The 10,837-nt window shown below is 63.9% G+C and carries 6 protein-coding genes; 3 read left to right on the top strand and 3 right to left on the bottom strand.

Annotation, left to right across the window (positions count from 1 at the left end; genetic code table 11):
* Positions 1-99: 99 nt before the first annotated feature.
* Positions 100-3,471 (bottom strand): TonB-dependent receptor, encoded by a 3,372-nt coding sequence (locus WFP44_RS00110; RefSeq protein WP_336924304.1) that lies wholly within the window; start codon positions 3,469-3,471, stop codon positions 100-102.
* 156 nt (positions 3,472-3,627) lie between these two features.
* On the opposite strand from WFP44_RS00110, the gene WFP44_RS00105 reads away from it, so the two are divergent.
* From WFP44_RS00105 to WFP44_RS00095, 3 genes are read left to right on the top strand one after another with little or no spacing between them, the layout of a single operon-like run.
* Positions 3,628-5,190, top strand: coding sequence for a tryptophan halogenase family protein (locus WFP44_RS00105; RefSeq protein ID WP_336924303.1), 1,563 nt, complete (start codon positions 3,628-3,630; stop codon positions 5,188-5,190).
* A complete protein-coding gene (locus tag WFP44_RS00100; protein WP_336924302.1) occupies positions 5,187-6,731 on the top strand; it encodes a tryptophan halogenase family protein in 1,545 nt (514 codons plus the stop codon). The genes WFP44_RS00105 and WFP44_RS00100 overlap by 4 nt, the downstream gene beginning before the upstream one ends.
* A complete protein-coding gene (locus tag WFP44_RS00095) occupies positions 6,728-7,759 on the top strand; it encodes a cupin-like domain-containing protein (RefSeq protein ID WP_336924301.1) in 1,032 nt (343 codons plus the stop codon). The genes WFP44_RS00100 and WFP44_RS00095 overlap by 4 nt, the downstream gene beginning before the upstream one ends.
* 18 nt (positions 7,760-7,777) lie before the next feature.
* On the opposite strand, the gene WFP44_RS00090 is transcribed toward WFP44_RS00095, so the two are convergent.
* Positions 7,778-9,301: a tryptophan 7-halogenase gene (locus WFP44_RS00090; RefSeq protein WP_336924300.1), complete on the bottom strand. Its 1,524-nt coding sequence runs from the start codon at positions 9,299-9,301 to the stop codon at positions 7,778-7,780.
* The gene (locus WFP44_RS00085; RefSeq protein WP_336924299.1) at positions 9,298-10,830 is read right to left on the bottom strand and encodes a tryptophan halogenase family protein; all 1,533 of its coding nucleotides are present in this window, start codon (positions 10,828-10,830) and stop codon (positions 9,298-9,300) included. Before WFP44_RS00085 ends, WFP44_RS00090 begins: the two co-directional genes overlap by 4 nt.
* Positions 10,831-10,837 lie beyond the last annotated feature (7 nt).

Here is a 10,837-nt window from a genome sequence, read left to right as displayed (position 1 = left end):
CAAAGGGCCGCCCGGCCGGAAAGCCGCGCGGCCCTTGGTGATTTCGCGAAAAAGGGCCGCCGTGGGAGAGCGGCGGCCCTTTCCGTCCTGGCCAGGAGCTTAGAACTGGCCCCGGAGAATGAACGAGAAACGACGGTCGTTCATGAAGTAGGAACGCGGTGCCAACCGCGCCGGATCCCCGGTGTAAGCTTGCGTGGTACGGGTCACTTCGTTCGTGAGATTCACGCCCTGCACGCCGATGCGCACATTGGGCATGATGGCGTAGAAGATCGACGCATCCAGCTGTCCCGTCGGCTCGTTGAAGATCGAGAAGTAGGGGAAGATCACGTCGCTTGCCGTCAGCAGGAAGCGCGAACGCCAGTTGTAGGCGGCACGCATCGACAGCGGGCCCTGTTCGTAGAACACTGTCACGTTCGCGTTGTGCTTGGACAGCTGCTCCAGCGGAAGATTGCCTGGCGGCACCGTCGAGTTGTTGGGCAGATTGCCACCGTTCAGGAAGGCGTTCGGAAGACCCGAGCTCTTGATGAAGGTGTAGTTCGCCGATGTTCCAAGGCCGCTGAGCAGGCCCGGCAGGAAATCGAACGTCTGCTGATAGGCAATTTCGAAGCCCTTGATCTCACCCGCCCCGTCAAAGTTCGCCGGGCCGCGCACGAACACGTTCTCGGTAACGCCGTTGTTCGTGACCGAACGCTCGGTCACATCCTGGAAGAAGAAGTTCTTCACCCGCTTGTAGAACAGGTTACCCGTGAGCGAACCGACCGTGTCGAAATACCACTCGGCGGTCAGGTCGAACTGCCATGCGGTCGCAGGCTTGAGGAACGGGTTGCCCGCATTCGCGGTCAGATTGCCGCTCTGATCAAGGCCGATGGTCAGGAAGTTGCGCACATAGGCGTTATCCGGACGCGTCAACACCTTGGATGCCGCGAAGCGCAGGATAATATCGTCGCTTGCTTCGTAGCGCGCGTTGAAACTGGGCAGCCAGTAATCATACTCGAACTGGGCGATATCGGCGACATTCTGGCCGTTGGCAAACTGCTGCAGGGCAGCATACCCAGCTGGACCGCGCAAGCAGACCCCGCCGGGACGGCTGGGTTCAGTGCCGGGAGGAGCGCCATCCGGCACATCCTCGATTGCGCACCGCACATCATAGGGATCAACGATGTTGAGCGCCTGCCGGGTCGGCACACCGAGGCGGCCGTCGGAACGCACATCGCTGCGGACATAACGCACGCCGAAATTACCGGCCAGACGGCTGCCAAGGAAGTCGTCCGAAGCGAAGTTGAACATGATGTAGCCGGCCGCATCCTGCTGGTAGATCGGCTGCTTGTCTTCGGGGATGTAACCATCCGCATCGGCTGCGTTATCCGTACCCAGGTTACGCCCGGCGAGCGGGTTCCACGAAGGATTGCCGCCCAACGCCCGCGCCTGGTCTTGGATCGAGCGGAAGAAGTTCACGCTGCCCGCATAATCCTTGATCAGGTCACCGGTGTAATAGAAGCCGCCCTGCGGCCCCGGCGCGTTGCCACGGAAGAAGTTGGGGAAGTCGTAATAGGCCGAAGCCGATGCCGCCGTATCCGCGAAATTGACCGGGCGATCACCCGTCCACACTTCGCTCAGCATACCCCAGTTATAGGTCGAATAGCGGATATCCTGCTGCCGATCCTGATAGCGGGCGCCCACCTTGACGCGGCGGATGAAGGCATCGTCGCTGATGTCGTAGGCAAGGTCTGCCTGCATCGCATATTGCGAACCCGTGCTGTCCTCGATGTGGTCCATCGCGGCGCGCCAGAACTGGAAGCGGGGATCGGAGAAATACTCGGCCTCGCTTGCCCCAGCAAGAGCTGCACTGGGCTGCGACCAGGTGTAACCCAGGAACTGCGGCTTGCGCGGGGTCACGGAGGGATAACGGCCCGTCAGATCCAGTTCCTGATCTGCGAAGATCGAACCGAACACGCTGACGTCCAGATTGTCCTTTTGCGAATGCGCATATTGCAGATCGAGCGAAGCGTGGAGGCGATCGGTCAACTGGCTGCGGACGTTGAAGCTGGCATCCATGTTGGTGGTTTCATCGAGCACCTGCCGGCGGGCGAGCGACTGCTGCAGACCGCCCACAGGGACGAAATTGGAACGCCCGTCATGCACCGGACCGCGCCAGCCGTTCGAGGCGTTGACGATGTAGCCCGACTGGAAAAGTCCGTTTTCGTCATACTGGTAATTGGTGAATCCACCCACGGGGCATTGCGCGCGCGGCGTGGGATCGCCCGCCGAACCGTCCGCGTTGACACGGGTGGGGCCGTTTGCGTTCTGCCGGCACCCGATCGGATAGGTCGAATATTCCGAAAGGTCTGGCGCGGTTTCGTAGGTGTATTCACCCCAGGCATTGGTGGTGTGCGAACGGATGAATTCGGCCGTCACGCGGGTACCGCCATCAGGGGTTTCATACTGAGCGGACACCGAGAAACCATCGCGCTGGCGATTGAATTCCTGGGTGCGGAACTGGCCGCCCAGCGGGGCATAGCGCGTCCCCGCATAATCGGCAAAGCCATCCGCGCCCGCCGCGCCCGCCGCGCCGCAAGCCGCGCCCGGAGGCGGGAGCGTCGTCGTATCGGTATCACCGGGAAGCGGATTGCGACATACGCGCGTGCCGCCGGCATTGGCTGCGTTGACAAGGCGCCCATCGCGCGTCTGGAAATTGGTGATCTGCAGGCCGTCGGCGCGGCTCTTGATCTGCGAATAGGAGCCGGAGACGAGGATCCCGAAGGTGCCCGCATCGGTTTCCCAGGTATTGCTGATCAGGCCGGAGAAGGTGGGCGTCCATTCCTTTGCCATGTCGCCGTAATTGGCTTCCGCGCCGAACGCGAACTGGAAGCCGCCGCGATCGAGCGGCTTGCGGGTGACGAGGTTCACTGTGCCCGCCAGACCACCTTCAATCATGTCGGCGGTGGCATTCTTCGAAATGACGACCGAGCCGAGCAGTTCGGAGGGCACATCCGCAAAATTCAGCGCCTGCCCGCCAACGCCGGCGGCAAAGGCGGTGCGGCCGTTGAATTCGGAACGCACGAAGTTGAGACCGCGGATAACCACGCCCGAACCTTCGACCGAGAAGTGGTCAGGATCGTTCGAGCCTGCGAAGCGGTTGATCGCGATGCCCGGCACGCGCTGCAGCGCCTCGGTAACCGAACGATCAGGCAGCGCGCCGATATCTTCGGCGGTGATCGCATCGACCACCGTGTCGGAATCACGCTTGATGTTCTGCGCATTGGCCAGCGACTGGCGAATGCCGGTCACCAGAATAACGTCGCTCGACGCTTCTGCAGCGACAGGCGCAGCATCCTGCGCCATCGCACCGCCCGAGAGCAGCATACCACCCAGCACCGCGGCCGAGGCCCCGGCGCGCAGCATATTGCGGGTCTTGCGGATTTCATTTGCCCCGGTTGAACGGCCGACAAAAGCAACGTTGGTGTGAGCCACCTGTAGTCCCCTCCCATGTTAGCGCTACCATTATTGTTCGTAGCGAATTGGTCCTGAATTGACATTGATGCATATCGGCCGATTCCCGCCTTGGCAAGAGGGGTTGGGCAAGTCTAGGATCACTCTCGTAAACTGTGCGAAAAAGGATACAGGTTCGTGGGCGAGGCTCAGAATGGTAACGATATCACCACGGTGGTGATCGTGGGCGGCGGCACCGCCGGGTGGATGGCGGCGGCGGCCTTGTCCCGTTATTTCGACGATGGCCGGCGCCGCTTCGTGCTGGTTGAATCCGATGCCATCGGCACAGTGGGCGTGGGCGAAGCCACAATCCCGCCAATCCGTTCGTTCAACGGTCTGCTGGGCATTGACGAGAATGCTTTCCTGCGCGCCACGATGGGCACGATCAAACTGGGTATCGAGTTCATCAATTGGGGCCGCCAGGGTGATCGCTATATCCACCCCTTCGGCAGTTACGGGCAGGATCTGCACGGTATACCGTTCTACCAATTGTGGCTGCGCGAAATTGCGCGGTCTGGCGATTGCGGCACGATTTCCGATTATTGCATGGCGGCTGTGGCCGCGGCTGAGAAGCGCTTTGCCCGTCCCGCCGCAGGCGCGCGCAGCCTTGTCTCGCAGATGAATTATGCCTTTCATTTCGACGCAGGGCTTTATGCGGCTTTCCTGCGAAAAATGGCTGAATCGCAGGGTACAGTGCGCCGCGAGGGCAAGATCGTGGCCGTCCACCGCCACGGCGAAAGCGGCGATGTCGAATCGGTACAGCTGGAAAGCGGGGAGCGGATCGCGGGCGATCTGTTTATCGATTGCTCGGGCTTTGGCGGGCTGTTGATCGAACAGACGCTCGAAACCGGCTATGACGACTGGAGCCAATGGCTGCCGATGAACCGCGCAATCGCCATGCCCACAGCAAAGGTGCGCAGCCCCATCCCCTATACCCGCGCCACCGCGCATTCGGCGGGATGGCAATGGACGATCCCGCTGCAACACCGCACCGGCAACGGCCATGTCTTCTGCAACGCCTTCATGGAAAGCGACGAGGCGCTGCGCATCCTGCAAGCCCATGTAGAAGGCGAGACGCTGGGCGATCCGCGCGAAATCCGCTTCCTGACCGGCTGCCGCCGCAAGACCTGGAATCACAATGTGGTGGCGCTGGGCCTTGCCTCGGGCTTTATCGAACCGCTCGAATCAACGAGCATCCACCTTATTCAGAACGGCATCCAGCGCCTCTTCGCGCTGTTCCCGGACAAGCAGATCAGCCCGCTGGAGCGCGACGAATACAACCGCGGAATGCGCGAGCTCTACGAGGATGTGCGCGATTTCGTGATCCTGCATTACAAGGCCACCCAGCGCGAGGACACACCGTTCTGGCGCCATGTGAAGGCAATGGAAGTGCCCGCCAGCCTGCAACGCAAGATGGATCTGTGGCGCCTGCATGGCCGGGTTTTTCGCGAAAACGCCGAGCTGTTTGGCCTGCCGAGCTGGGTGGCGGTGATGCTGGGGCAGAACATCTGGCCCGCGCGTCACGATCCGATTGCCGATACGCTGGACCCTGACCGCGTGGCCGCCGCGATGGCGCAGATGCGCGCCGATTATCGGCGCACCGCGCAAAGCCTGCCCGATCAGGAAAGTTTCCTGCGTCAGGCTGGCGCATGGGCTGATACGACAGCCTCCGCGCCCCTCAGCACCGGAGTCGCCGCATGAGCGCGCCGCCCATCCGCAAGATCGTGATCGTCGGCGGCGGCACCGCCGGCTGGATGGCCGCCGCCGCGCTTTCCAAGGTGCTGGGCGCGATGCCCGGCCTTGCGATCACCCTGATCGAGAGCGAGGCGATCGGCACCGTGGGCGTGGGCGAGGCGACGATCCCGCAGATCGTGCATTTCAACAAGCTGCTGGGGATCAACGAAGCCGAATTCATGCGCGAGACGCACGCCACCTACAAACTGGGTATCGAGTTTGTGGACTGGACGCATCTGGGGCACAGCTATGTCCACCCCTTCGGGCAATACGGCATCGATATGCTGGGGATCGAATTTCACCATTTCTGGCTGAAAGGGCTGGCGCTGGGCGACGCAACTGCGCTGGATGCCTATTCGATTGGCGCGATGGCGGGCAAAGCGGGGCGGTTCTACTGGCCCGAAACGGGCAATCCCAATTCGCCGCTGTCGCGCCTTGCCTATGCCTTCCAGTTCGATGCAGGACGCTATGCCCGTTTCCTGCGCCGCCGGGCGGAGGAGGCTGGCGTCACCCGTGTCGAGGGGCGCGTCACGCAGGTCGAGCAGCATCCCGAAAGTGGCTTTGTCACGCGTGTCGCGCTGGAAAACGGCACACAGGTGGACGGCGAATTGTTCATCGATTGTTCGGGCTTCCGCTCGCTGCTGCTGGGCCAGACGCTGGGCGTCCCCTTCCTTGACTGGAGCAAATGGCTGCCCTGCGACCGGGCGGTGGCGATCCCCTGCACCAAGCGCGAGACCGGTGCAGAGGATCAGCCGCTCACCCGCTCCACCGCGCGCAAGGCCGGCTGGCAATGGCGTATTCCGTTGCAGCACCGCGTGGGCAACGGTCATGTCTATGCCAGCGCCTTCATGTGCGAGGACGAGGCAACCGAAACCCTGCTGGCACATCTCGATGGCACGCCGCTGGCCTCACCCAACCACATCCGCTTTACCGGGGGACACCGCACCCGCGTCTGGGACAAGAACGTGGTGGCGCTGGGCCTTGCAGGCGGGTTTCTCGAACCGCTGGAATCGACTGCCATCCATCTGGTGCAATCGGGCATTGCGCGGCTGCTCGCCTATTTCCCCAGCACCGCCTTCACCCCGGTCGAGATTGACCGATTCAACGCGGAGACCGCGCAGGATTACCTCGACATCCGCGATTTCCTTGTGCTGCATTACAAGGCGACCGCGCGCGATGATTCCGAATTCTGGAATTATTGCCGCACGCTGGAACCGCCCGATGGCCTCAAGGCCAAGCTGGAGATGTTCCGCAGTTCCGGACGCATCGTGCGCGAACATAACGAGCTGTTCACCGAGACAAGCTGGCTTTCGGTCATGGCCTGCCAGGGGATTGTTGCGGGCGATCATCACCCGGCGGCCGCGCTGCTGCCTGATGACGAGGTGCTGCGCCGCCTTTCCCATGTGCGCGGCGTGATCGCCAGCGCGGTGTCGCAAATGCCGACGCAGGACCAGTTCCTGGCCTCAATCGGCGGGGCAATCGATCCCTCGATGCGCCTGTCGGCATGACTGACCTGCCCCCGCCGTCCGCCCTGCCCGAGCGGGAGGGGCCGATCGATGCGGCCATGCTGGCAGACATTCGGGCGGCAAACGCACCGGTCGTGCTACGCGGCGCCGTGCAGGATTGGCCGCTCGTGGCCGCAGGCAGAGCCGGCGCGGGCGCGACCATTGCCTATCTGAAACGTGCGCCCAGCGCAAAGCCAGTGGGTGCGATCATGGCCCGGCCGGAAGAAGGCGGCCGCTTCTTCTACAACGCTGAGATGACGGGCATGAACTTCGCCAAGGCGCAGGGGCGGCTGGAAATGTTCCTCGACGACTTGCTGCACGCCGCCAGCATCGCCAATCCGCCAGCCATGGCTGTGCAGTCCGAAATCATACCCGATGTCCTCCCGCATCTGGCCGCGGAAAACCGGCTTCCCCCGCTTGGCCCCGCCATCGATCGTGTCGCGCCGCGCATCTGGATCGGCAACCGCATCACTGTGGCCCCGCATTATGATGTGATGGAGAATCTGGCGGTTTGCGTGGCCGGGCGGCGCCGCTTCACGCTGTTCCCGCCCGAACAGATCGCCAATCTCTACCCCGGCCCGATCGAGCTGACCCCCGCGGGAACACCGGTGAGCGTGGTGGATCCGCGCGCGCCCGATCTTCAACGTTTTCCGCGTTTTGCGGCGGCCTGGGATGCTGCGCAACAGTCCACTCTCGAACCGGGCGATGCGCTCTATATCCCCTATTGCTGGTGGCACGGGGTGGAATCGCTGGAGAGCGTCAATATCCTCGTCAATTACTGGTGGACCCAAGGTGTGCCCGCTGGAACCGGCTCAGCCTATGACGCCATGCTGCACGCGCTCTATGCCATCAAGCCGCTGCCACCGCATATGCGCGCCATCTGGCGGACCTGGTTCGATCATTTCGTGTTCGAGACGGGCGGTGATCCCGTGGCGCATCTGCCCCCGCAGGCGCGCGGAATGCTGGGGCCGGTAACCCCGTCCCTGCTCGAACGGATGCGGCAGATCCTGCGGCAAGCCCTGTCGAAATAAGAGGGCGGGAAGCGCCGCTCAGACCGGCGCCGGCGCCGCACCCGCCGCCAGCATCTGCTGCATGAACTGGGCGTAAGGCGGCGCAAAGGCGAGCGCACGCTGCGCCTGTTCCTCGAACGCCCGCAAGGCCGCCGCCGATTCTGCCGAAGCTGTTGCCCGCGCAGATACGGGAACCGCACCCGGAAGGCCCAGGGCATCAAGCAAGGCCATATATTCCGCAGCGAGCAAGGCGGCCTCTTCGCGGTGAGGCAGGCGTCCACGCCGCGTATATTGATCGATCACCCGGTCGAGGCCTTCGGGTAGCGGCGCTTCGCCAAAAATGCTGCGGGCACGGGGTGCAGCATAATGCGTTGCCAGCGTGTCGCGCACCTGCACCGCCATCAGATGGGCGCGGCGGTTAAATTCGGCACGTTCCAGCGGCTCGATCGCAAGACCGGGCAGCATTTCGAGCAGCAGCGCCAATTGCCGATGCGCGAGGTCAAGATTGAGATGCGCGAGCGGCTCGAACCAGGCGGCCGCATCGCCCAGCGCCACGACATTGCCCAGCCAGCTTTCGCGGTGACAGCCGGGCGCGACTTCCACCAGCCGTGCGGGCTGCGCCCCCAGCGTCTGCGTCATCACCTGCACCGCGTCCTGTTCGCCCATCTGCGGGGCAAGGCCCAGTGCCATGTGCAATCCGTCGCGCCCGGCCTGCTCCATCAGCCAGCCTTGCCGCGTCAGGGTGAAGCGATCCTCCAGTGCCAGCATGGCCTGCCCAGGTCGCGCGTGGAGGATGCGGCGCACCGGCAAGACGTCGCCCCAATCTTCCCACTGCGCGCCGGGCATGGCCGAGATGAGGCGCGCGGCAGGCCCGCTGCAATCCACGAACAGGTCTGCCGCAATCGGGCCCTGCCCGTCCACGCCGATGGCCGCAATGCCGCCCTTCCCGTCCGGCTCGTGACCCTGGATCGGCCCCGGCAGATAGATCACCCCGGCCTGTTGCGCCCGTTCGATCAATATGTCGCGATAGGCCGGGCTGTTCCAGCGCAGGGCGTAATCCACCTCGTCCAGCGGGGTCGGCATATCGCCCGGCGGCACGGCAAAGCGGCCGGCCTCGGCCAGCACTTGCGGCAGCGAGGTGGCGGGCAGCCGCGAACCCGGGGCCGCCAGTGCGCCGCGCGAGCCGCCGCCCCATTCGCGGGCAAAGCGGGCGCGCGCCTGTGTGTCCGCCGGTGCGCCATAGGGCACGGCGCCCACCGCATCCGCCCCCTCGCCCGCCCAGCCGGCATAGCGGGTGATCAACCGGTGGCTGGCGCCCGCGCGGCGGATAAGCTCGTCCTCGGAAAGGCCCAGCCGGTCGTGCAGCTTGTTGGTGAAGGGCAGCGCGGTGGACGCAGTGTCGGCATAGGCCGTGGGATCATCCGCCAGCCCGATAACGATCACCTGCGCATCGGGCAGGGCGCGCTTCAGCGCCAACGCAGCAATCACGCCCACCTGGCCCGAACCGGCGATACAGATGGTGCGCAGACGTTCGCGCGGCACACTCAGGCTTACAGGGTTCATGCCGCCAGCGCATCCTCGGGTGCCAGTCGTCCGGCTTCGCCGCGCAGATATTCAAGATGGCCCGGCATCGCGGCCACCTCCGCCGCGATAGCGCCACGCAACCGTTCCAGCGCGCCCGCAACGCGCACCGGGTCAGCCAGCGCCACCCGCGCATCATGCCGTTCGGGAAGCAGCCCCTGCCCGACATAGACCGCAATCCAGCTGGCATCGAAGAACAGGCCATCGGCATACTTTTCGATGCGTGCGGCCTTGCGCCACAATTCCAGCTTGTCCGCCAGCGTATCGGGCACCTGCATGGTGCGCACATGGTTCCAGAATTCGGAATCGTCACGCGTTGTTGCGTTGTAATGCAGGATCAGGAAATCGCGCACCCGATCATATTCCACATCGACCAGCCGGTTGAATTCGGCAACATCGCGCGGATCGATCCCGCCCTGATCGGGAAACAGTTCGATCAGATAGGTGATCGCCATCTGCGCCAGATAGATTGACGTGGATTCGAGTGGCTCCAGAAAGCCGCTGGCAAGACCCACCGCCACGACATTGTGGCTCCACGAGTGCTTGCGGCGGCCGGGGCGGAACTTCAGGATGCGCGGTTCGGCCAGCGGCTCGCCCTCAGCGGCGGCCTTGATCGCGGCGCAGGCTTCATCTTCCGAGATATGCGCGCTGGAAAAGACATAGCCATTCCCCATGCGATGCTGCAGCGGGATCTGCCAGCGCCAGCCCGCCGGCATGGCGGTGGCGATGGTGAAGGGCCGGATATCCTGCGTTTCGTGCGTGCAGGGCATGGCGGCGGCCCGGTCGCAGGGCAGCCAGTGCGTCCAATCCTCCCATTCCTCGCCCAGGGCCTGTCCCAGCAGCAACGAGCGGAAGCCCGAACAATCGACAAACAGGTCGCCTTCGATCCGCCGCCCATCAGCCAGCAGCAACGCGGCAACATCGCCGCTGGCGCCGTCGCGCTCTACATCGACAACCAGCCCTTCATGCCGGGTCACGCCGTGGCGGCAGGCGAATTCGCGCATAAAGGGCCCGAACAGCGTGGCATCGAACTGGTAGGCATAGCCATAAGTGCTCGCCAGCGTGTGATCTTGCGCCGGCGGGGCAAAGCGGTTCGCGCGGGCGGCGGCCACCGCCAGCGAATAGTCGCCCAGCGGCGCGGCGCGGCCCTGCCGCTGCAATTCCAGCCAGTAATGGTGAAACCCGATGCCGGCCACTTCCTCGCCGAAACTGCCGAAGGGGTGGATGTAGCTTTCGCCAATGCGCCCGAAATCGCGGAAGTCGATGCCCAGCTTGAAGGTGGCATGGGTGGCCTTCATGAAAGCGGCCTCGTCTATCCCCAGCTTCTCCACGAAGCCCCGGATATGCGGCAGCGTCGCCTCGCCCACGCCGACAATCCCGATATCCTCGCTTTCGATCAGGTCGACGCTTGCCGTATCGGGCAACAGGCGGATCAGGCTGGCGGCCGTCATCCATCCGGCGGTTCCGCCACCCAGCACCACTACGCGCACCTTCGAGCCCTGCTCTGTCATATCACTC

Origin of the sequence: Alteraurantiacibacter palmitatis (assembly GCF_037154115.1) — a bacterium.
GTDB classification, from domain to species: domain Bacteria; phylum Pseudomonadota; class Alphaproteobacteria; order Sphingomonadales; family Sphingomonadaceae; genus Alteraurantiacibacter; species Alteraurantiacibacter palmitatis.
The sequence above is the reverse complement of the archived record's forward strand: the minus strand, read 5'-3'. Positions and strand labels throughout refer to the sequence as shown.

Coding starts and splice junctions, on each gene's coding strand:
- WFP44_RS00100 (WP_336924302.1), top strand. CDS start 5,187: ATGAGCGCGCCGCCCATCCGCAAGATCGTGATCGTCGGCGGCGGCACC.
- WFP44_RS00095 (WP_336924301.1), top strand. CDS start 6,728: ATGACTGACCTGCCCCCGCCGTCCGCCCTGCCCGAGCGGGAGGGGCCG.
- WFP44_RS00090 (WP_336924300.1), bottom strand. CDS start 9,301: ATGAACCCTGTAAGCCTGAGTGTGCCGCGCGAACGTCTGCGCACCATC.
- WFP44_RS00085 (WP_336924299.1), bottom strand. CDS start 10,830: ATGACAGAGCAGGGCTCGAAGGTGCGCGTAGTGGTGCTGGGTGGCGGA.